The sequence below is a fragment of the Rubrivivax sp. JA1026 genome, assembly GCF_011065555.1.
Taxonomy (GTDB): Bacteria; Pseudomonadota; Gammaproteobacteria; order Burkholderiales; family Burkholderiaceae_C; genus Rubrivivax; species Rubrivivax benzoatilyticus.
The window spans coordinates 237,887-257,157 of sequence record NZ_JAALCQ010000002.1 but is presented as its reverse complement, the minus strand read 5'-3'; the positions used below and the strand labels follow the sequence as shown (position 1 = coordinate 257,157).

19 protein-coding genes are annotated in these 19,271 nt (G+C 70.4%); 16 read left to right on the top strand and 3 right to left on the bottom strand.

Annotation, left to right across the window (positions count from 1 at the left end; genetic code table 11):
* The first annotated feature begins 14 nt into the window (after nt 1–14).
* The 13 genes from atpB to G5B56_RS04820 all read left to right on the top strand — a co-directional run bounded on the left by atpB (nt 15) and on the right by G5B56_RS04820 (nt 13,015).
* A complete protein-coding gene (gene atpB, locus G5B56_RS04880; RefSeq protein WP_009858581.1) occupies nt 15–887 on the top strand; it encodes a F0F1 ATP synthase subunit A in 873 nt (290 codons plus the stop codon).
* A gap of 70 nt (nt 888–957) precedes the next feature.
* On the top strand, nt 958–1,221 hold the full coding sequence (gene atpE, locus G5B56_RS04875) for a F0F1 ATP synthase subunit C (protein ID WP_009858582.1): 264 nt from the start codon (nt 958–960) through the stop codon (nt 1,219–1,221).
* Between the two features lie 84 nt (nt 1,222–1,305).
* Complete coding sequence (locus tag G5B56_RS04870) at nt 1,306–1,776, top strand: F0F1 ATP synthase subunit B (RefSeq protein ID WP_009858583.1); 471 nt, start codon at nt 1,306–1,308, stop codon at nt 1,774–1,776.
* A 1-nt stretch (nt 1,777) separates the two neighbouring features.
* Nucleotides 1,778–2,308: a F0F1 ATP synthase subunit delta gene (locus G5B56_RS04865; protein ID WP_009858584.1), complete on the top strand. Its 531-nt coding sequence runs from the start codon at nt 1,778–1,780 to the stop codon at nt 2,306–2,308.
* A 34-nt stretch (nt 2,309–2,342) separates the two neighbouring features.
* Complete coding sequence (atpA, locus tag G5B56_RS04860; protein ID WP_009858585.1) at nt 2,343–3,896, top strand: F0F1 ATP synthase subunit alpha; 1,554 nt, start codon at nt 2,343–2,345, stop codon at nt 3,894–3,896.
* Nucleotides 3,897–4,027: 131 nt separating this feature from the next.
* Nucleotides 4,028–4,906 (top strand): F0F1 ATP synthase subunit gamma, encoded by an 879-nt coding sequence (atpG, locus tag G5B56_RS04855; RefSeq protein WP_009858586.1) that lies wholly within the window; start codon nt 4,028–4,030, stop codon nt 4,904–4,906.
* 25 nt (nt 4,907–4,931) lie between these two features.
* Nucleotides 4,932–6,332 carry a F0F1 ATP synthase subunit beta gene (gene atpD / locus G5B56_RS04850; RefSeq protein WP_009858587.1) on the top strand — a complete coding sequence of 467 codons (1,401 nt, stop codon included), beginning with the start codon at nt 4,932–4,934 and terminating at the stop codon, nt 6,330–6,332.
* Nucleotides 6,333–6,394: 62 nt separating this feature from the next.
* Nucleotides 6,395–6,814: a F0F1 ATP synthase subunit epsilon gene (locus G5B56_RS04845; protein WP_009858588.1), complete on the top strand. Its 420-nt coding sequence runs from the start codon at nt 6,395–6,397 to the stop codon at nt 6,812–6,814.
* Between the two features lie 84 nt (nt 6,815–6,898).
* Complete coding sequence (ppk2, locus tag G5B56_RS04840; RefSeq protein ID WP_206023483.1) at nt 6,899–7,696, top strand: polyphosphate kinase 2; 798 nt, start codon at nt 6,899–6,901, stop codon at nt 7,694–7,696.
* Between the two features lie 85 nt (nt 7,697–7,781).
* On the top strand, nt 7,782–8,786 hold the full coding sequence (locus tag G5B56_RS04835; protein ID WP_240920661.1) for an XdhC family protein: 1,005 nt from the start codon (nt 7,782–7,784) through the stop codon (nt 8,784–8,786).
* A gap of 80 nt (nt 8,787–8,866) precedes the next feature.
* Complete coding sequence (locus G5B56_RS04830) at nt 8,867–9,382, top strand: sigma-70 family RNA polymerase sigma factor (protein ID WP_164962497.1); 516 nt, start codon at nt 8,867–8,869, stop codon at nt 9,380–9,382.
* 70 nt (nt 9,383–9,452) lie between these two features.
* Nucleotides 9,453–10,421 carry a FecR domain-containing protein gene (locus G5B56_RS04825; protein WP_240920660.1) on the top strand — a complete coding sequence of 323 codons (969 nt, stop codon included), beginning with the start codon at nt 9,453–9,455 and terminating at the stop codon, nt 10,419–10,421.
* A gap of 89 nt (nt 10,422–10,510) precedes the next feature.
* Nucleotides 10,511–13,015: a TonB-dependent siderophore receptor gene (locus G5B56_RS04820; protein ID WP_206023482.1), complete on the top strand. Its 2,505-nt coding sequence runs from the start codon at nt 10,511–10,513 to the stop codon at nt 13,013–13,015.
* Between the two features lie 21 nt (nt 13,016–13,036).
* Here G5B56_RS04820 and G5B56_RS04815 read toward each other — a convergent pair whose 3' ends face one another.
* Genes G5B56_RS04815 through G5B56_RS04805 form a run of 3 tightly spaced genes read right to left on the bottom strand, consistent with a single transcriptional unit; the run spans nt 13,037 to nt 15,049 of the window.
* Nucleotides 13,037–13,534, bottom strand: coding sequence for a TPM domain-containing protein (locus G5B56_RS04815; RefSeq protein ID WP_164962496.1), 498 nt, complete (start codon nt 13,532–13,534; stop codon nt 13,037–13,039).
* Nucleotides 13,534–14,436, bottom strand: a complete 903-nt coding sequence (locus G5B56_RS04810) for a YgcG family protein (RefSeq protein WP_164962495.1) — start codon at nt 14,434–14,436, stop codon at nt 13,534–13,536. The genes G5B56_RS04815 and G5B56_RS04810 overlap by 1 nt, the downstream gene beginning before the upstream one ends.
* A gap of 10 nt (nt 14,437–14,446) precedes the next feature.
* Complete coding sequence (locus G5B56_RS04805; RefSeq protein WP_206023481.1) at nt 14,447–15,049, bottom strand: LemA family protein; 603 nt, start codon at nt 15,047–15,049, stop codon at nt 14,447–14,449.
* Nucleotides 15,050–15,181: 132 nt separating this feature from the next.
* Between G5B56_RS04805 and hemE the strand changes: the two genes are divergently transcribed.
* The 3 genes from hemE (at nt 15,182) to G5B56_RS04790 (ending at nt 19,269) form a co-directional block, all read left to right on the top strand.
* Complete coding sequence (hemE, locus tag G5B56_RS04800; protein ID WP_164962494.1) at nt 15,182–16,279, top strand: uroporphyrinogen decarboxylase; 1,098 nt, start codon at nt 15,182–15,184, stop codon at nt 16,277–16,279.
* Nucleotides 16,280–16,609: 330 nt separating this feature from the next.
* Nucleotides 16,610–18,634: a primosomal protein N' gene (locus tag G5B56_RS04795; RefSeq protein WP_164962493.1), complete on the top strand. Its 2,025-nt coding sequence runs from the start codon at nt 16,610–16,612 to the stop codon at nt 18,632–18,634.
* Nucleotides 18,635–18,636: 2 nt separating this feature from the next.
* A complete protein-coding gene (locus tag G5B56_RS04790) occupies nt 18,637–19,269 on the top strand; it encodes a trimeric intracellular cation channel family protein (RefSeq protein WP_009858595.1) in 633 nt (210 codons plus the stop codon).
* Nucleotides 19,270–19,271: the final 2 nt, after the last annotated feature.

The following is a 19,271-nucleotide window of genomic DNA, read 5'->3' as shown; positions in this document are numbered from 1 at the left end:
GGGACGACCAGAACATGGCAGCCGAAGGAACCGCAGGACACGCGCCGACCGCGGGCGAGTACATCGTCCACCACCTGCACCACGCGCAGACCGGTCACCAGACCGGGGTCGTCGACTTCTCGGTCATCAACCTCGACTCGGTGTTCTTCGCCGTCACGCTGGGCATCCTGACCTGCGGCCTGCTGTGGATGGCGGCGCGCAAGGCCACCTCGGGCGTGCCGGGCCGCTTCCAGGCCGCCGTCGAGATGCTCGTCGAGATGGTCGACAACCAGGCCAAGGACATCGTCCACAACGCCCAGAGCCGCAAGTTCGTCGCTCCGCTGGCGCTGACGGTCTTCGTCTGGGTGTTCATGCTCAACGCGATGGACCTGCTGCCGGTCGACCTGCTGCCCTGGCTGTGGCAGACCGCCAGCGGCAACCCCGAGGCCTACCTGCGTGTCGTGCCGACCGCCGACCTGTCGATCACGATGGCGCTGTCGGGCACCGTGCTGCTGCTGTGCCTGTACTACAACCTGAAGATCAAGGGCCTGGGCGGCTGGGCGCACGAGCTCGTCACCGCCCCGTTCGGCACGAGCAAGAACCCGCTGTTCGCCGTGCTGCTGGGCATCGTCAACCTCGCGATGCAGCTCGTCGAGTTCGTCGCGAAGACGGTTTCGCACGGCATGCGGCTGTTCGGCAACATGTACGCCGGCGAGCTGATCTTCCTGCTGATCGCGCTGCTCGGCGGTGCGTTCACCCTTTCCGCCAGCGGTCTGGCGCTGTCCCTGCTGCACATCGTGGCCGGGACGGTGTGGGCCATCTTCCACATCCTGATCATCACGCTGCAAGCGTTCGTGTTCATGATGCTGACGCTGGTGTACGTCGGTCAGGCGCACGACTCGCACTGACGGTTTGCCCCGGGGCAGTTCCTGCCCCTTCTTCCCCTTTCTCCACTTTCGCATTTAGCAAGGAGTCATCATGGAACTCATCGGTCTCGTCGCTCTCGCCGCCGGCCTGATCATCGGTCTCGGCGCCGCCGGCGCCTGTATCGGTATCGGCGTCATGGGCAGCAAGTACCTGGAATCGGCCGCGCGTCAGCCCGAGCTGATGGGTGAACTGCAAACCAAGATGTTCCTGCTGGTCGGCCTGATCGACGCCTCGTTCATCATCGGCACGGGTATCGCGCTGTGGTTCACCACCGCCAACCCGTTCCTCGGCCAGATCGCCGCCCTGGCGAAGTAATCCGGCACGCGGCCTGATCGCCGCGAATCGGACGGCTCAGCGCGAGGCAGCCGTTTTTCGCCACAAGCGTTTCGAGGACACAAAGTGAGCATCAACGCGACACTGATCATCCAGATGATCGTGTTCCTGATCCTGGTCGGGTTCACGATGAAATTCGTCTGGCCGCCGATCGTCAAGGCGCTCGACGAGCGCGCCGCCAAGATCGCCGACGGTCTGTCGGCGGCCGACAAGGCCAAGTCCGATCTGGCGGCTGCGAACCAGCGCGTCGAGCAGCAACTCTCGGCTGCGCGCAACGATGCCCAGAAGCGTCTCGCCGACGCCGAGCGTCTCGCGCAGCAGATGATCGAGGAAGCCAAGGGGCGTGCCACCGAGGAAGGGGCCAAGATCATCGCTGCGGCGCGAGCCGAAGCCGAGCAGGAAGCCGTGAAGGCCCGTGAGGCGCTGCGCGAGCAGGTCGCCGGGCTGGCCGTCAAGGGCGCCGAGCAGATCCTGCGTCGCGAAGTGAATCCCGGCGTTCACGCCGAGCTGCTGTCGCGCCTGAAGGCGGAGCTCTGACATGGCAGAGCTCGCGACGATCGCCCGGCCGTACGCCGAAGCGCTGTTCCAGGCCGCCGGCAGCGATGCCGCGGCGCTGGCGCCGCAGATCGACGCGCTGGCCGCCGTGGCGGGCAACGCCGAACTGCGCCAGTTCGCCGACCACCCGAAGGTGCCGGCCTCGCAGGTCTACGACGTCATCGCCGGCGTCGTCGGCCAGGCGCTCGACCCGCGCGCGGCCAACCTGCTGCGCACCGTCATCGAAAACGGCCGCCTCGTGGCGCTGGCCGAGGTCGCGGCGCAGTTCCGCACCCTGGTCAACGCTTCCGGCGGCGTCTCCGACGCGACGGTCTACAGCGCGTTCCCGCTCGACGGCGCGCAGCTCGCCGAGGTCACGGCCTCGCTCGAGAAGCGCTTCGGCCGCAAGCTGAACGCGCACGTCGAAGTCGACCCGGAGCTGATCGGCGGCGTGCGTGTCGTCGTCGGCGACGAGGTGCTCGACACCTCGGTCCGCGCCCGTCTCGAACAGATGAAGGCCGCCCTGACCGCCTGACAGCCGTCGAGCGTGCGCCCTTCGAGGAGAACCTATGAACCTGAATCCCGCTGAAATTTCCGAGCTGATCAAGAGCCGCATCGAAGGCCTTGGCGTCTCGACCGACATCCGCAACCAGGGTACGGTCGTCTCGGTGACCGACGGCATCTGCCGCGTTCACGGCCTGTCCGAGGTGATGGCCGGCGAAATGCTGGAGTTCCCGCCCACCGCGAGCGGCCAGCCGACCTACGGCCTGGCTCTGAACCTCGAGCGCGACTCCGTCGGCGCGGTGATTCTGGGCGAGTACGAGCACATCTCCGAAGGCGACACCGTCAAGTGCACGGGCCAGATCCTGTCGGTGCCGGTCGGCCCCGAGCTGATCGGCCGCGTCGTCAACGCGCTCGGCCAGCCGATCGACGGCAAGGGCCCGATCAACGCCAAGATGACCGACGTCATCGAGAAGGTCGCGCCGGGCGTCATCGCCCGCAAGTCCGTCGACCAGCCGGTGCAGACCGGCCTGAAGTCGATCGACTCGATGGTGCCGATCGGCCGCGGCCAGCGCGAGCTGATCATCGGCGACCGCCAGACCGGCAAGACCGCGGTGGCGATCGACACGATCATCAACCAGAAGGGTCAGAACATGACCTGCATCTACGTCGCGATCGGCCAGAAGGCTTCGTCGATCAAGAACGTGGTGCGCTCCCTGGAACAAGCCGGCGCGATGGACTACACCATCGTCGTCGCGGCCTCGGCGTCGGAATCGGCGGCGATGCAATACGTGTCGGCCTACTCCGGCTGCACGATGGGCGAGTACTTCCGCGACCGCGGCCAGGACGCCCTGATCATCTACGACGATCTGTCCAAGCAGGCCGTCGCCTACCGCCAGGTCTCGCTGCTGCTGCGCCGCCCGCCGGGCCGCGAAGCCTTCCCCGGCGACGTGTTCTATCTCCACAGCCGCCTGCTCGAGCGTGCCGCTCGCGTGAACGCCGACTACGTCGAGGCCTTCACGAAGGGCGAGGTCAAGGGCAAGACCGGTTCGCTGACCGCGCTGCCGATCATCGAGACGCAGGCCGGCGACGTGTCCGCCTTCGTGCCGACGAACGTGATCTCGATCACCGACGGCCAGATCTTCCTGGAAACCAGCCTGTTCAACGCCGGCATCCGTCCTGCGATCAACGCCGGCATCTCGGTGTCGCGCGTCGGTGGCGCCGCGCAGACCAAGCTGATCAAGAGCCTGTCGGGCGGCATCCGTACCGACCTGGCGCAGTACCGTGAACTGGCCGCGTTCGCGCAGTTCGCCTCGGACCTCGACGCTGCCACCCGCAAGCAGCTCGACCGCGGCGCGCGCGTGACCGAACTGCTGAAGCAGGCCCAGTACTCGCCGCTGCCGATCAGCCTGATGGCCGCGACGCTGTACGCCGCGAACAAGGGCTACCTGGACGACATCGACGTGAAGAAGGTTCTGGCCTTCGAACACGGCCTGCACCAGCACCTGAAGTCGAGCCACGCCGCGCTGCTGGCCAAGCTCGAGAACGACAAGGCGATGGACAAGGCCGCCGAGGAAGAGCTGGCCGGCGCGATCGCCGCGTTCAAGAAGTCCTTCGCCTGAACATGGCCCGCCCCCGGAGCGCCTTCGGCGTCTGTCCCTTCGGCCCGCAGCGGGCCGTTGCGGGGCTTCGGGGCGTCGCCGGCGGACCGGCCTCGGCCGGTTCTGCGGCGTCCGCTTGACTGGAGTGCCACATGGCAGTCGGAAAAGAGATTCGCGGCAAGATCAAATCGGTGGAGAACACCAAGAAGATCACCAAGGCCATGGAAATGGTCGCCGCGTCCAAGATGCGCAAGGCGCAGGAGCGCATGCGCGCTGCGCGCCCGTACGCCGACAAGGTGCGCAACATCGCTGCGCACCTGTCGGAAGCCAATCCTGAATACAAGTCGCCCTACCTGCGCGCCGGCGGCACGACGAAGAAGGTCGGCTTCATCGTCGTGACCACCGACAAGGGTCTGTGCGGCGGCCTGAACACCAACATCCTGCGTGCCGTCACGCAGAAGATGAAGGACGTGCAGGCGGCCGGCGGCTCGATCGCGACGGTGGCGATCGGCAACAAGGGCTTCGGCTTCCTGAACCGGATCGGCGCGCAGGTCATCGGCCACGCGATCCAGCTCGGCGACGCGCCGCAGCTCGAGAAGCTGATCGGCCCGGTCAAGGTCATGCTCGACGCCTTCGTGGCCGGCGAGATCGACGAAGTGCATCTCTGCTACACGAAGTTCATCAACACGATGAAGCAGGAGCCGATGGTCGAGCCGCTGCTGCCGCTGGCGCCGTCGCGCCTGGAGCAGACCGCCACCGAGAAGAAGGCCTACGCCTGGGACTACATCTACGAGCCCGAGGCGTCGGTGGTCATCGACGAGCTGCTCACGCGCTACATCGAGGCGCTGGTCTACCAGGCCGTGGCCGAGAACATGGCCAGCGAGCAGAGCGCGCGCATGGTCGCGATGAAGGCCGCCACGGACAACGCCGGCAACCTGATCGCCGAGCTCAAGCTCGTCTACAACAAGACCCGCCAGGCCGCGATCACGAAGGAACTGTCGGAAATCGTGGGTGGCGCCGCCGCCGTCTAAAGATACGAATCGAAGGAAGCTCAAAATGGCACAAGGCAAGATCGTTCAGTGCATCGGCGCCGTCGTGGACGTGGAGTTCCCGCGCGACCAGATGCCCAAGATCTTCGACGCACTGAAGCTCGAAGGCTCGCCGCTGACGCTGGAAGTTCAGCAACAACTCGGCGACGGCGTCGTGCGCACCATCGCGCTCGGCTCGTCGGACGGCCTGCGCCGCGGCCTGATGGTCACCGACACCGGTGCCGGCATCACCGTGCCGGTCGGCAAGGCGACGCTGGGCCGCATCATGGACGTGCTCGGCAACCCGATCGACGAGCGTGGCCCGGTCGACCAGACCCACACCGCGACGATCCACCGCAAGGCCCCGGCCTACGACGAGCTGTCGCCGTCGCAGGAACTGCTCGAGACCGGCATCAAGGTCATCGACCTGATCTGCCCGTTCGCCAAGGGCGGCAAGGTCGGCCTGTTCGGCGGCGCCGGCGTCGGCAAGACCGTCAACATGATGGAGCTCATCAACAACATCGCCAAGGCGCACTCGGGTCTGTCCGTGTTCGCCGGCGTCGGTGAGCGCACCCGCGAGGGCAACGACTTCTATCACGAGATGTCGGACTCCAACGTCGTCGTGCAGGAGAACCTGTCCGAGTCGAAGGTGGCGATGGTCTACGGCCAGATGAACGAGCCGCCGGGCAACCGTCTGCGCGTGGCGCTGACCGGCCTGACGATGGCCGAGGCGTTCCGTGACGAAGGCCGTGACGTGCTGTTCTTCGTCGACAACATCTACCGCTACACGCTGGCCGGCACCGAAGTGTCCGCGCTGCTGGGCCGCATGCCGTCGGCGGTGGGCTACCAGCCGACGCTGGCCGAGGAAATGGGCCGCCTGCAGGAGCGCATCACGTCGACCAAGGTCGGCTCGATCACCTCGATCCAGGCCGTGTACGTCCCTGCGGACGACCTGACCGACCCGTCGCCGGCCACGACCTTCGCCCACCTGGACGCCACCGTCGTTCTGTCGCGTGACATCGCCGCGCTGGGCATCTACCCCGCCGTCGACCCGCTGGACTCGACCTCGCGCCAGATCGACCCGAACGTCGTCGGCGAGGAGCACTACAGCACGACGCGTGCGGTGCAGGCCACGCTGCAGCGCTACAAGGAACTGCGCGACATCATCGCGATCCTGGGCATGGACGAGCTGTCGCCGGAAGACAAGCTGGCCGTCGCCCGCGCCCGCAAGATCCAGCGTTTCCTGTCGCAGCCCTTCCACGTCGCCGAAGTGTTCACCGGCACGCCGGGCAAGTACGTGCCGCTGAAGGAAACGATCCGCGGCTTCAAGATGATCGTCAACGGCGAGTGCGACCACCTGCCGGAGCAGGCCTTCTACATGGTCGGCACGATCGACGAGGCGTTCGAGAAGGCGAAGAAGCTGCAGTAAGCGGACTCCGGGGCGCCTGGCGCCCCGCCGCTTCCTGATCTTTCTTCCATCCGAGGACCCCCATGGCCAAGACCATTCACGTCGACGTCGTCTCTGCCGAGGAGAGCATCTTCTCGGGCGAGGCCAAGTTCGTCGCGCTGCCGGGCGAGAACGGCGAGCTCGGCATCCTGCCGCGCCACACGCCGCTGATCACCCGCATCAAGCCGGGCGCGGTGCGCATCGAGCGCGCCGACAACGGCGAAGAGGAGTTCGTCTTCGTCGCCGGCGGCATCCTGGAAGTGCAGCCCAACGTCGTGACGGTGCTCGCCGACACGGCCATCCGCGGCCACGACCTCGACGAGGCCAAGGCCACCGAGGCCAAGCGCCTGGCCGAGGAAGCGATGCGCAACGCCAAGAGCGACATCGACCTGGCGAAGGCGCAGAGCGAGTTCGCGGCCATGGCCGCGCAGATCGCCGCGATCCAGAAGCTGCGCCGCAAGTAAGCTGCGACGTCCGCACGACGGGCCGCCCGCGCGACAGCGCCGGCGGCCTTTTCATTGGCCGCATGCCGGGCGCATCATCGGCCCATGAGCAAGAAGACCAAGCACGGCGACGGCACCAACGGCAAGATCTCGAAGGCCGACTACCTGGCGCAGCTCGAACCGCTGGAACTGCAGCTCAACGACCTGGCGCGCTGGCTGCAGCACACCGGCAAGCGCCTGCTGGTGCTGATCGAGGGCCGCGACACCGCCGGCAAGGGCGGGGTGATCTCGGCCATCGCCTCGACGCTCAACCCGCGCCAGTGCCGCACCGTCGCGCTGCCCAAGCCGACCGAGCGCGAGGCCACGCAGTGGTACTTCCAGCGTTATGTCGCGCACCTGCCGGCGGCCGGCGAGATCGTGCTCTTCGACCGCAGCTGGTACAACCGCGCCGGCGTCGAGCGCGTGATGGGCTACTGCAGCGAAGCCCAGGCCAAGGCCTTCCTGAAGCAGGCGCCGGTGTTCGAGAAACTGCTCGTCGACGACGGCATCCTGCTGCTGAAATACTGGCTCACCGTCGACCAGGAGCGCCAGGAACTGCGTTTCGCCGACCGCCTGGCCGACCCGCTGAAGCGCTGGAAGCTCTCGCCGGTGGACCTGCAGGCGCGCACGCGTTACGCCGAGTACGGCCACGCGCGCGACCTGATGCTGAAGGCCACGCACACCGCGCACGCACCGTGGACGCTGGTCGACTTCAACGACCAGCGCATCGGCCGGCTGCGCCTGATCCGCGACCTGCTCGACCGCATCCCCGACCGCAAGGTGCCCGAGGCGAAGATCGAGTTCCCGCCGCTGGGCCACGCGCCGCTGCTCGAACGTTTCGACGGCCCGCTGAAGCCGATCTGAGCCCGATGCGCTCCCGACGCGGGACGGCCGCGACAAGCGACCCCGGCGCCGCCCGCACGCTGGCGGCTCCAACCGCGGAACACGCGTGACGCAGGGCGTGGACGTCGAGGTGCTTCGCAGCGCGCTCGCATGGCAGCGCGCCGGGCGGCGGGTCGTGCTCGCCACCGTCGTGCGCACCTGGGGCAGCTCGCCGCGTCCACCGGGCTCGCTGATGGCGCTGCGCGACGACGGCCAGGTCGCCGGCTCGGTGTCGGGCGGCTGCATCGAGGACGATCTGATCTCGCGCATGCGTGCCGGCGAACTGGCGTCGGGCATGCCGGCCGTCACACGCTACGGCGTCAGCGCCGACGAGGCGCAGCGCTTCGGCCTGCCCTGCGGCGGCAGCGTCGAGATCGTGCTCGAGCCGCTGTCCGAGGCTTCGGCGCTGCCCGAGTTGCTGGCGGCCGTCGAACAGCATGCGCTGGTCAGGCGCCGGCTGGACCTGGGCAGCGGGCGAGTCACGCTGGAGCCGGCACGCGAAGGCGACACGCTGCGTTGCGACGGCACGACGCTGGCGACGGTGCACGGCCCACGCCTGCGGCTGATCGTCATCGGCGCCGGCCAGCTCTCGCGCTACCTGGCGCAGATGGCGCTGCTGCTGGACTACGCCGTCACCGTCTGCGACCCGCGCGAGGAATACCGCGAAGGCTGGGACGCGCTGCCCGGCGTCCTGCTGTCGCGCACGATGCCCGACGACCTCGTCGTCGAGATGCGCCCCGACGCGCACACCGCCGTCGTCGCGCTGACCCACGACCCCAAGCTCGACGACCTGGCGCTGATGGAAGCGCTGAAGACGCCGGCCTTCTACGTCGGCGCGCTCGGCTCGCGGCGCAACAACGACGCGCGCCGCAGGCGACTGCTCGATTTCGAGCTCGACGAGGCGCAGATCGCGCGCCTGCACGGCCCGGTCGGCCTGAACCTCGGCGGCCGCACGCCGCCGGAGATCGCGCTGGCGATCGTCGCGGAGATGACGGCCGTACGCCGCGGCGCGGCGCTGGACGGGCCGCTGGCCGACTGGCAGGGCGGCCGCGCCCGCAGCGCCGTCGGCTGAACCCGCCGCGGGGGCTGGGGGCCCTTAGAATCAGATGCGAACGCTTCGCATTCCCGACCATTGACCTCAGCTCACCCCGCATGTCCCAGGTCCTGAGCCCCCCACACCAAGAGCTCGCCGGCCTGTACCGCGAGCACCATGGCTGGCTGCACGGCTGGCTCTGGCGCAAGCTGGGCAATGCCTTCGAGGCCGCGGATCTGGCCCAGGACACTTTCGCGCGCCTGCTGTGCACGCCGTCGGCGGCCGAGGTCGGTGCGCTGCGCGAACCGCGGGCCTACCTGGCCACCGTCGCCCGGCGACTGCTGCTCAACCACTTGCGCCGCCAGTCGCTGGAAGCGGCCTACCTGCAGGCCCTCGCGGCGCTGCCGGCGGACCATCAGCCCTCGCCGGAGCAGCGGCTGCTCATGCTGGAAGCGTTGCAGGAGGTCGACACGATGCTCGACGGCCTGCCGCCCAAGGTGCGCACGGTCTTCGTGCTGGCCCAGGTCGAGGGCCTGAGCTACGCCGAGATCGCCGAGGAACTGGGCGTCGGCCTGCGTTCGGTGAAGCGCTACATGGCCCAGGCGATGGCCGAATGCATCCTGCTGGCGGCATGAGACACCCTCAGGGCTTGTCAGGGGCTCCTTCCCGCGTGGCGGGATCGGCCGCAGGCCTTGGGGTGCCCCGGTGAGCCCCCCGCCGGACCGCGTGCTGACACGCGACGTGGCGATGCAGGCGGCCGAGTGGTACGTGCGCCTGAACGACGGCAAGGCGAGTCCGTCCGAGCACGACGCACTCGAGGCCTGGCGTGCCCAGGCCCCGGCACACGAACTCGCATGGCAGCGCGCCCTGCTGGTCAGCCGCCAGGCGGCCGCCGTGCCCGCGGCGCTGGCGCGGCCGACGCTCGCGCGGCCGCAGCGCCGGCGCCAGCTGCGCACGCTGGCGCTGCTCATCGCAGCCCCGGGCGCCGGCTGGCTGGGCTGGCAGATGCTGCCCGCCGCGTCGCGCACTTCGGCCGCTTACACCACGGCGACCGGCGAATGGCGCGAATGGACGCTTGCCGACGGCAGCCGCATGGTGCTGGACACCGCCAGCGCCGCCGACGCGCACTTCGGCCCCGAGCTGCGCCGGCTGCAGTTGCACGCCGGCGCGCTGCTCGTCGAGACCGCACGCGACCCGCAGCAGCCGCCACGGCCCTTCGTCGTCGACGTCGACGCCGGGCGCGTGCGGGCGGTCGGAACGCGTTTCACGGTCCGGATGCTCGACGATCGGTGCCGCGTCGCCGTGCTGACCGGCGCGGTGGAGATCGCGCCGCGTGACGGCGGCGCGCCCGGCCGCCTGCAGGCCGGCGAACAGGTCGACTTCGACCGTCACGCGGTGCGCACCCCGCGTGCCGCCCCCGCCGACGGGGCACTCTGGGCGCGCGGCGTGCTGGCCGTCGAAGACCTGCGGCTGGACGAGTTCCTCGCCGAACTGTCGCGCTACCGGCCAGGCTGGATCCGCTGCGAGCCCGCCGTGGCCGGGCTGCGCCTGAGCGGCGCCTTCATGCTGAACGACACCGACGCCGTGCTGGACAACCTCGCCCGGCTGCTGCCGGTGCGTGTCCTCGAACGCACGCGCTACTGGATCACCGTGGCCCCTCGCGGCCCACGCTGAAACCGCCCGCCTGGCCCCTTTCGGCCCGTTCGCGTGTCCTGTTCGATGGCAGCTCATTGCCGGACAGCGACCACAGCGAAGGAAACTCCATGACCCCAGGACCCCGCAGCCGCCGCGCGCAGACGCGCCGCCGGCCCGGCGCCATGCCCCTGAGCCGCGCCGCAGGCGCTTGCGCCACCGCGCTCGCGCTGGGCGCGATGCCCTCGGCGATCCCCGCCGCCCACGCCCAGGCAAGGACGCAGGCGACCGCCGACGCGGCCATCCACGACTTCCAGGTGCCCGCCGGCCCGCTGGGCGCCGCGCTGCCCGCGTTCGCCGCAGCGGCCCGGGTGAGCGTCAGCGCCGACCCGGCGCTGCTGGGTGCACGCCGCACGCGCGGCCTGCAGGGGCAGCACAGCGCGGCCGACGGCCTGCGCCTGCTGCTCGACGGCACCGGACTTCAGGCCCTGTCTCTCGGCCCGGCGGGCTACGTGCTGCGCGAGGCACCCCCGGCGGGCGGCAGCGAAGCCGCTGCCGGGCAAAGCCTGCCGGCGCTGACGGCACGCGCCAGCGCCGACAACGGCGCCACCGAAGGCAGCGGCTCCTACACCACGCGCCGCATGAACACCGCGACGAAGCTGCCGATGTCGGTGCGCGAAACGCCGCAGTCGGTCAGCGTGCTGACCCGCAGCCAGATCGAGGACCAGAACCTGACGACGCTGGACGACGCGGTGCGCAGCGTCACCGGCCTGACGATGCAGAAGGGCTACTACGCCGGCGAGTCGGGCAGCTTCAGCGCGCGCGGCTTCGCCGTCTCCAACCTGCTGATCGACGGCCTGCCGACCAGCACCGGGGCCAATGGCACCTTCAACGCCGACAACGACGCGCTGGACATCTATGACCGCGTCGAGGTCGTGCGCGGCGCCACCGGCCTGACCACCGGCGCCGGCACGCCGTCGGCCGCGATCAACCTCGTGCGCAAGCGCCCGACCGACGAGTTCCAGGGCAGCGTCGGCCTGAGCCTGGGCCGCTGGAACGACAAGCGCGGCGTGGTGGACGTCAGCGGGCCGCTGAACGAGGCCGGCTCGCTGCGCGGCCGCGCCGTCGTCAGCGCGCAGGACAGGGATCGTTTCTACGACACCGCGCACGACCGCAACCACCTCTTCTACGCCATCGTCGATGCCGACCTGACGCCGGCCACGACGGCGACCCTCGGGCTGTACCACCGCAAGGTGGACAACGACGGCTTCATCCCGGGCCTGCCGACCGCGGCCGACGGCAGCTTCCTGCCGGGCCTGTCCCGTTCGAGCAACTACGCCAACGACTTCGACTACTGGCACCAGACCGACAACACCGCCTTCGCCGAACTCGAGCACCGCTTCGCCGGTGGCTGGCAGGTGCGACTGGCCGCCACCTGGAAGCGCCCCGAACAGGACATGGTGTTCTCCAACCTGAGCCGCATCGACGGCGTGCTGCACCAGGACACCCAGCACTACCGCCTCGACAACCGGCAGGACAGCTACGACGCCTCGCTGCAGGGGCCGTTCGAGCTCTGGGGCCGGCGCCACGAGTTCGTGCTCGGCGCCAGCTACCGCCGCTACGACAACCGCAACTGGGGCGGCTGGGCCGACTACGCCTGGAGCGCCGACGGTCCCGTGGTCGACCCCTACGACTGGGACGCCTCGGCGGTCGCCGAGCCCGACATCGACATGTCGCTGTGGCGCTACTCGTACACGACGCGCCAGAAGGCGCTCTACGCGGCGACGCGGCTGCAGCTCGCCGACCCGCTGAAGCTGGTGCTCGGCGCGCGGCTGAGCGCCTACGAGTTCCGCAACCACGGCGCGGGCACGGGCTACGAGGTCGACGACGAGTTCACCCCGTACGCCGGGCTGGTCTACGAGATCGATGCACGCCACTCGGCCTACGCCAGCTGGACCGAGATCTTCGAACCCCAGTCCAGCCGCGACCGCGACGGCCAGCTGCTCGACCCGATCACCGGCCGCAACTACGAGCTCGGGGTGAAGGGCGAGTACCTCGACGGCCGGCTCAACGCCAGCCTCGCCGTCTTCCTGATCGAGCAGCGCAACCGCCCCACCGACGACCTCGACGGTCCCAACCCCTGCCCCGGCAGCAGCTGGGGCTACTGCAAGCGCGCGTCGGGGGAGGTCGAGAGCAAGGGCGTCGAGATGGAGCTCAGCGGCGCGCTGACCCCGGCCTGGCAACTGACCGCCGGCTACACCTACGCTGCCGCCAAGTACACGCAGGACAGCAGCGCCGCCAACATCGGCCGGCTCTACGACAGCGATCTGCCGCGCCACCAGTTCAAGCTCTCGACGCGCTACCGGCTGCCGGGTGAACTCTCGCGCTGGCGCGTCGGCGCCAAGGTCTACGCGCAGAACAGCGTGGTGTCGAGCGACGACAGCCGCATCCGCCAGGGCGGCTGGGCGGTCTGGGGCCTGAGCGCGGGCTACCAGGCGAGCGCGGCGCTGGACCTGCAGCTCAACGTCGACAACGTCTTCGACCGGCGCTACTACGAGACCCTCGGCTGGGCGACCGGCGGCAACGTCTTCGGCTCGCCCCGGACCGCGACGCTGACCGCGCGCTACTTCTTCTAGCGCCGGGCCGGCGCGCCGCCGTCAGCGCACGTGCGGCGCGTCGGGCAGCTCGTTCGGGTTGGCCTCGCCTTCGGCCAGCGGGTAGTGCCGCACCAGCAGCGCGTCGACGGCGTCGACGGCCTGCGCCAGCCCGTCCTCGAAACGCCCGGCGCGGAACGCCTCGCGCATCGTCGCGACGACGCCGTCCCAGTGACCGGCCGGCGCGTGGCGCATCACGCCGCGGTCGGCGACGAGCTCGATCGCATGGTCGGCCAGCAGCAGGTAGATCAGCACGCCGTTGTTGGCCTCGGTGTCCCAGACCCCCAGTTCGGCGAAGACTTCCAGCGCACGTTCGCGCACCGGGCGCTGCAGCCAGCCCCAGGGCAGGCCGGCCTCGACGCACAGCCGGATCTCGCCCGAATGGCGCGCCTCGCTGGCGCGCACGCGCTCGGCCAGACGCGCCATCGCGGCATCGTCGAGCACCCGGCGCACGTCGCCGTGGTCGGCGAACAGATGGCGCAACGCACGTCCCAGACCCATCACCAGCCCCCCGAGGCGCCGCCGCCGCCGAAACTGCCGCCGCCGCCGGAGCGGAAACCGCCGCCGCCACCACCGCCGCGGAACCCGCCACCGCCGAAGCCGCCGCCTCCGCCCCAGCCACCGCCGCCGCGGCCGGACCCGCCGCCAACTTGGCGCAGCGCCGACGCGACGCTGAAGACCAGCGCGAAAACCAGCGCCGCGACGCCGACACCGAGCGCGACCAGCACGCTGGCCGTCACCCACCAGGCGATGCCGCCGGCGATGGCCGCCGTCAGCGGCACGCCGAGCTTGCGCCCCAGCGCCCCGGACAGCACCGAGGCCATCACCGGCACGCCGAAGAACAGCAGCACCACCCAGTCCTCGAACTGCGTGCCGTCCTCGCCGCGGCCGGCGGCGGCCGGCAGCGGCAGGTTCTCGCCGCGGATGCGCGCGATCAGCTGGTCGACGCCAGCCTCCAGCCCGCCGGCGTAGTCGCCTTCGCGGAACGCGGGCCGGATCGCGCGGTCGATGATCTGGCGCGCCGCCAGGTCGGGGATCGCGCCTTCGAGCGCGCGCGCGACCTCGATGCGCACGCGCCGGTCGCCCATCGACACCAGCACCAGCACGCCGTCGCCGACCTCGCGCCGGCCGATCTTCCACTGGTCGGCCACGCGCCAGGCGTAGGCCGCGATGTCCTCGGGGGCGGTGTCGGGCACGATCAGCACGACGATCTGCGGCCCGGCCTCGGCCTCGAAGGCGGCGAGCCTGGCCTCCAGCGCGTCACGCGCCGCCGGCGCCAGCGTCGCGGTCTGGTCGATGACACGCGCCGTCAGCGCCGGCACGGGCTTCAACCCGCCCTGGGCGAAGACCGCCGGCACGAACAGCGCCAGCAGCAGGACCAGCGCGCGCAGCAGGCGCGGCATGCTCAGGCGCTCACCTGGAGGCCGGGCTCTCGAAGTTGACCGCCGGCGGCCGGCTGATCGCCGCCTCGTCCTGCACCTGCAGGCTGGGCTTGACCTCGTAGCCGAAGACCATCGCCGTCAGGTTGCTCGGGAAGCTGCGCGCCAGCACGTTGTATTCCTGCACCGCCTGGATGTACTGGTTGCGCGCGACGGTGATGCGGTTCTCGGTGCCCTCGAGCTGCACGCGCAGGTCCTGGAAGCCCTGGTTGGCGCGCAGGCTGGGGTAGTTCTCGCTGACCATCAGCAGCCGCGACAGCGCACCCGACAGCTCGCCCTGCGCCGCCTGGAACTTGCGGAAGGCCTCGGGGTTGTCGACCAGCTCGGGCGTGGCCTGGATCGAGGTCGCACGCGCGCGCGCCTCGACGACACGGGTCAGCGTCTCCTGCTCGAAGTTCGCTTCGCCCTTGACGGTGGCCACCAGGTTGGGCACCAGGTCGGCGCGGCGCTGGTACTGGTTCAGCACCTCGGCCCAGCGCGACTTGGCCTGCTCGTCCAGGCGCTGGAAGTCGTTGTAGCCGCAGCCCGACAGGGCCAGCACGACACCGATCGCGGCGATCCACCTCGTCAAACCCATCGTGTCCTCCTTGGTTGGCGCCCGATGCTACGCCGGCCGGTGGCCACGCGGTGGTGCGCCCGCGGCCGACGAGGCTGACGAGAACCAAGCCGAGATCAAATCGGCCGCAGGCCGGCCGGCGATAATCCTCCGATGTTCGCCCCCCTCCAAAACGACCAGTTCCTGCGCGCGTGCCTGCGCCAGCCCACGACCCACACGCCGCTCTGGCTGATGCGCCAGGCCGGTCGTTACCTGCCGGAGTACCGCGCCACGCGCGAGAAGGCGGGCAACAGCTTCATGGGTCTGGCCACCAACCCGCAGTACGCCACCGAGGTGACGCTGCAGCCGCTGGACCGTTACGCGCTGGACGCGGCGATCCTGTTCTCCGACATCCTGGTCGTGCCCGACGCGATGGGCCTGGGCCTGAGCTTCGGCGCCGGCGAAGGCCCGCGTTTCGCCCACCCGCTGCGTGACGAAGCCTCGGTCGCCGCGCTGCAGGTGCCCGACCTGGACAAGCTGCGCTACGTCTTCGACACCGTGACGATGCTGCGCAAGGCGCTCAACGGCCGCGTGCCGCTGATCGGCTTCTCCGGCAGCCCCTGGACGCTGGCCAGCTACATGGTCGAAGGCGCCGGCTCGGACGACTACCGCGTCGTCAAGCAGATGCTGTACGCGCGCCCCGACCTGCTGCACCGCATCCTCGACGTCAACGCGCAGGCCGTCACCGCCTACCTGAACCAGCAGATCGAGTGCGGCGCGCAGGCCGTGATGATCTTCGACAGCTGGGGCGGCGTGCTCGCCGACGGCGTGTTCCAGGAATTCAGCCTGGAGTACACGCGCCGCGTCGTCGCCGGCCTGAAGCGCCAGCACGACGGCCAGCAGATCCCGGTCATCGTCTTCACCAAGGGCGGCGGCATCTGGCTGGAACAGATCGCCGCGATCGGCGCCGACGTCGTCGGCCTGGACTGGACGGCCAACCTGGGCGACGCCCGCCGCCGCACCGGCGACCGCGTCGCGCTGCAGGGCAACCTGGACCCGGCGGTGCTGTTCTCCAACCCCGAGGTCATCGCCAAGGAAGCGGTCAAGGTGCTCGACAGCTTCGGCGCGCCGCAGCGTGCCGACGGCGGCTGGGGCGGCCACGTCTTCAACCTCGGCCACGGCATCAGCCAGCACACGCCGCCGGACAACGTCACCGCGCTTGTCGAAGCGGTGCACAACCACGGCCGCCTGCTTCGCTCGGCCGGTAAGTGAGTGCTCAGGGCAGCGTTTGCCCTGCCTGAAGGCTTGACTTATCCCCAGTAAACGTGCTGCGGCACCGGCCCGCAGCAGCTTCCCCGCAACGGCCCCACTGGGGCCGTTTGTCTTCGCTAAGTTGTTGATTCATATACGATCACTCCGCTGCCACGAAATCGCGCAAAGAACCTCGGGGCTTGGAGAATCAACAACTTGGAGGCGCTGGACGCAGCTTCTGCACAAAGTTATCCACAGAAGCTGTGGGCAGGTCCGAAAAGCCTTCCAACACAAGGACTTGGGGACGATCCTTGAGAAGCCACCGAGCTTTCGCACGCAAGTGACGAGCCGATGACCCAGCGCATCGCCGTCGCCGTCGAGACACCCCAGCACACGGGGGTCGGCGTGCTCGACTACCTCGCCGAGCAGGCCTGGCCGCCCGGCACGCTGCTGCGTGTGCCGCTGGGGCGGCGCGAGGTGCCGGGCATCGTCTGGCACCGCGAAGGCGACACCGAGCTCGCCGACGACGCACTGCGCCCGGCCGGCGCGGCGCTCGAAGCGCTGCCGCCGCTGGGCGACGCCTGGCGCCGCCTCGTCGAGTTCGCCGCCGGCTACTACCAGCGGGGTGTCGGCGAGCTGGCGCTGTCGGTGCTGCCGCCCGAGCTGCGCAAGCTGGACGACGTGCAGCTCGCACGCCGCGTCGCCAAGCTGGCCAAGCTCGCGCCGCCGCCGGCCGCCGAGCCGCCGCCGCGGCCCGAACCCAGCGCCGAGCAGCAGGCGGCGCTGGCCGCGCTGGCCGAGAGCACGGCGCCGGCGCTGCTGCACGGCGTCACCGGCAGCGGCAAGACCGAGGTCTACCTGCGCGCCGCCGAGCAGGCGCTGGACGCCGGCCGCCAGGTGCTGGTGCTGGTGCCCGAGATCAACCTGACGCCGCAGCTCGAAGCACGTTTCGCCGCACGTTTTCCCGGCCGGCGCCTCGTCAGCCTGCACAGCGCGCTGACGCCGGCGCAGCGGCTGAAGAACTGGCTGCAGGCCCACCTGGGCACCGCCGACCTCGTGCTCGGCACGCGGCTGGCGGTGTTCGCGTCGCTGCCGCGGCTGGGTCTGGTCGTCGTCGACGAGGAGCACGACCCCTCGTTCAAGCAGCAGGAAGGCGCCCGCTACTCGGCGCGCGACCTGGCCGTCTGGCGCGCCCACGACGCCGGCGTGCCGGTGCTGCTGGGCTCGGCGACACCGTCGCTGGAGACCTGGCAGCGGGTGCAGGAAGGCCGCTACCGCCGCCTGGCGCTGGACGCGCGCATCGGCGGCGGCGCGATGCCGCGGGTGCGTGTCTTCGACATGAGCCGGCTGCCGCGCCAGCGCGGTGTCGACGGGCCGCCGCTGGCGCCGCCGGTGCTCGAGGCGCTGAAGCAGCGGCTCGAACGCGGCGAACAGAGCCTGCTGCTGCTCAACCGCCGCGGCTACGCGCCGGTGCTGCACTGCGGCGAATGCGGCTGGAAGAGCGGCTGCCCGCACTGCAGCGCCTGGCGCGTGTTCCACAAGGCCGACCGCACGCTGCGCTGCCACCACTGCGGCTTCACCGAGCGTGTGCCACGCGCCTGCCCCGATTGCGGCAACCAGGACATCGCGCCGATCGGCCGCGGCACCGAGAAGCTCGCCGAGCAACTGGCCGAGCTGCTGCCCGAAGCGCGTGTCGCGCGCATCGACGCCGACAGCACGCGCGGCGCCGGCGCGCTGGAGCAGCAGCTGGGCGCCGTGCACGCCGGCGAGGTCGACGTGCTCGTCGGCACGCAGATGGTGGCCAAGGGCCACGACTTCCGCCGCATCACGCTGGTCGTCGCGGTGAACCCCGACTCGGCGCTGTTCGCCAGCGACTTCCGCGCCCCGGAGCGCCTGTTCGCGCTGCTGATGCAGGCCGCCGGCCGCGCCGGCCGCGACGCCGAGCAGGCGGCACGCAGCGAGATGTGGATCCAGACCTGGAACCCGCAGCACGCGCTGTTCGACGCGCTGAAGCGCCACGACTACGCGGCGTTTGCCGCCAGCCAGCTCGACGAGCGCCGCAGCGCCGGGCTGCCGCCGTTCAGCCACCTGGCGCTGCTGCGGGCGGAAGCCAGGAGCGCCGAGGTCGCCACCGCCTTCCTCGACGAAGCGGCGACGCTGGCCGAGGGCATCGACAGCATCGGCCTGTACCCGGCGGTGCCGCCGGCGGTGTCCCGCGTGGCCGATGTCGAACGCGTGCAGATGCTCGTCGAGTCGACGTCGCGGCCGGCGCTGCAGCGTTTCCTCGCCGGCTGGCTGCCGCAGCTGCACGCGCTTCGGCCGCATCACAAGGGCCTGATCCGCTGGGCCGTCGACGTCGACCCGCTGGCGATCTGACGATGCCTCTGGATCTGCTGCACCTGACCATCGAGGTCGCCGGAACGCTGGCCTTCTTCATCGCCGGGCTGCTGACCGCAGCGCGCAAGCGGCTGGACGCCGTCGGCTCGTTCTCGGTGGCCTGCCTGTCGGCCTTCGGCGGCGGCACGATGCGCGACCTGCTGCTCGACCGCCGGCCCTTCTTCTGGGTGCACAACGCCGACTGGCTCTGGGGCCTGCTGCTGCTGACGCTGCTGGCCATGCGCTACCTCGACCGGCGCCACGTCGCGACGACGCAGCGCGCGATCCAGTGGCCCGACGCGCTGGGCCTGGGCCTGTTCGCCGCCAGCGGCACGCAGATCGCGCTCGCCGCCGGCATGCCGGCGCTGATCGCGGTGCTGATGGGCACGATGACCGCGGCCTGCGGCGGCGTGCTGCGCGACATCGCCTGCGCCGAGGTGCCGGCCGCTTTCAACGACCACCAGCCCTACGCCGTCTGCGCCTTCGCCGGCGGCTGGCTCGTCGTGCTCGGCGAGCACCTCGGCTGGCCGCCGGGCCCGGGCCTGTTCGCCGGGGCCGCGCTCGCGTGCGGCCTGCGCGGCTGGACGCTGTGGCGCGGCATCCGCCTGCCCGAGTGGCGCGCCGGCCGGCGCTGACA

What these genes read in the sequence shown, in the direction of transcription:
- atpB (WP_009858581.1), top strand. Translation starts at nt 15, where the DNA reads ATGGCAGCCGAAGGAACCGCAGGACACGCGCCGACCGCGGGCGAGTAC.
- atpE (WP_009858582.1), top strand. Translation starts at nt 958, where the DNA reads ATGGAACTCATCGGTCTCGTCGCTCTCGCCGCCGGCCTGATCATCGGT.
- G5B56_RS04865 (WP_009858584.1), top strand. Translation starts at nt 1,778, where the DNA reads ATGGCAGAGCTCGCGACGATCGCCCGGCCGTACGCCGAAGCGCTGTTC.
- atpA (WP_009858585.1), top strand. Translation starts at nt 2,343, where the DNA reads ATGAACCTGAATCCCGCTGAAATTTCCGAGCTGATCAAGAGCCGCATC.
- atpG (WP_009858586.1), top strand. Translation starts at nt 4,028, where the DNA reads ATGGCAGTCGGAAAAGAGATTCGCGGCAAGATCAAATCGGTGGAGAAC.
- atpD (WP_009858587.1), top strand. Translation starts at nt 4,932, where the DNA reads ATGGCACAAGGCAAGATCGTTCAGTGCATCGGCGCCGTCGTGGACGTG.
- G5B56_RS04845 (WP_009858588.1), top strand. Translation starts at nt 6,395, where the DNA reads ATGGCCAAGACCATTCACGTCGACGTCGTCTCTGCCGAGGAGAGCATC.
- ppk2 (WP_206023483.1), top strand. Translation starts at nt 6,899, where the DNA reads ATGAGCAAGAAGACCAAGCACGGCGACGGCACCAACGGCAAGATCTCG.
- G5B56_RS04830 (WP_164962497.1), top strand. Translation starts at nt 8,867, where the DNA reads ATGTCCCAGGTCCTGAGCCCCCCACACCAAGAGCTCGCCGGCCTGTAC.
- G5B56_RS04820 (WP_206023482.1), top strand. Translation starts at nt 10,511, where the DNA reads ATGACCCCAGGACCCCGCAGCCGCCGCGCGCAGACGCGCCGCCGGCCC.
- G5B56_RS04815 (WP_164962496.1), bottom strand. Translation starts at nt 13,534, where the DNA reads ATGGGTCTGGGACGTGCGTTGCGCCATCTGTTCGCCGACCACGGCGAC.
- G5B56_RS04810 (WP_164962495.1), bottom strand. Translation starts at nt 14,436, where the DNA reads ATGCCGCGCCTGCTGCGCGCGCTGGTCCTGCTGCTGGCGCTGTTCGTG.
- G5B56_RS04805 (WP_206023481.1), bottom strand. Translation starts at nt 15,049, where the DNA reads ATGGGTTTGACGAGGTGGATCGCCGCGATCGGTGTCGTGCTGGCCCTG.
- hemE (WP_164962494.1), top strand. Translation starts at nt 15,182, where the DNA reads ATGTTCGCCCCCCTCCAAAACGACCAGTTCCTGCGCGCGTGCCTGCGC.
- G5B56_RS04795 (WP_164962493.1), top strand. Translation starts at nt 16,610, where the DNA reads ATGACCCAGCGCATCGCCGTCGCCGTCGAGACACCCCAGCACACGGGG.
- G5B56_RS04790 (WP_009858595.1), top strand. Translation starts at nt 18,637, where the DNA reads ATGCCTCTGGATCTGCTGCACCTGACCATCGAGGTCGCCGGAACGCTG.